Genomic DNA, 638 nt, shown 5'->3' on the forward strand with positions numbered 1-638 from the left:
GCAGTAACAATCTCGTCACCCGCCGCCGAGGGCCCACTTGCCAGGCGTCGACTGCAACCGTGTTTCACGAGCAAGCTATTGATTTTAAAGAACATAGCGGCATTGGCACTTTTTTAGCCAACCCACATGGGGGGCCTACGTTTCCTGCATTCCGTGCGCGTGAAGGGATTCACTCCACAGACTTATCCACAACTGGTGTGGATAAGCCCGAATCCCCTTTCATATCCGTCAGTTACGTGATGTACGTCATGTTTGAGGGAAGAATGGCGCGCAACTGACATGCCTTTTGGCCGGGGTTCCGCCCGCGTTTCCTGAATCCGCTTCCGGGCGGGTAATTTTCACCAACATGACTCGGCGCGAGGCGCCGCGCACACTGTCCCTGATGACAGCACCGCCCACCGCTCCCGCCTTGGTCTGGCACGTGGCTCTGCCCGTGCCGGTGCCGCGCCTGTTCGACTACCGGCCCGCCGATGGTGGGGTGACGGCGGCCGACGTGGGGTGTCGGGTGCGGGTCCCGTTCGGTCCGCGCGAGCTGGTGGGGGTCGTGGCCGGCATCGGCGCGCCCGATGCCGATGCTCCCGCCGCCAAGGCCGGCCATCGCCTGGACGACGCGCCGCTGTTCCACGGCGAGCTGCTCG

2 protein-coding genes are annotated in these 638 nt (G+C 63.6%); both read left to right on the forward strand.

All coding sequences use genetic code 11. The annotated features are described in order from the left end of the window. On the forward strand, positions 1-278 hold a 278-nt coding region (locus ACXJKJ_RS30920), incomplete at its 5' end, for a hypothetical protein (protein WP_457395364.1). 104 nt (positions 279-382) lie between these two features. Beyond that, on the forward strand, positions 383-638 hold a 256-nt coding region (locus ACXJKJ_RS30925; RefSeq protein ID WP_457395366.1), incomplete at its 3' end, for a primosomal protein N' family DNA-binding protein.

Source organism: Roseateles sp. P5_E1 (assembly GCF_054049335.1).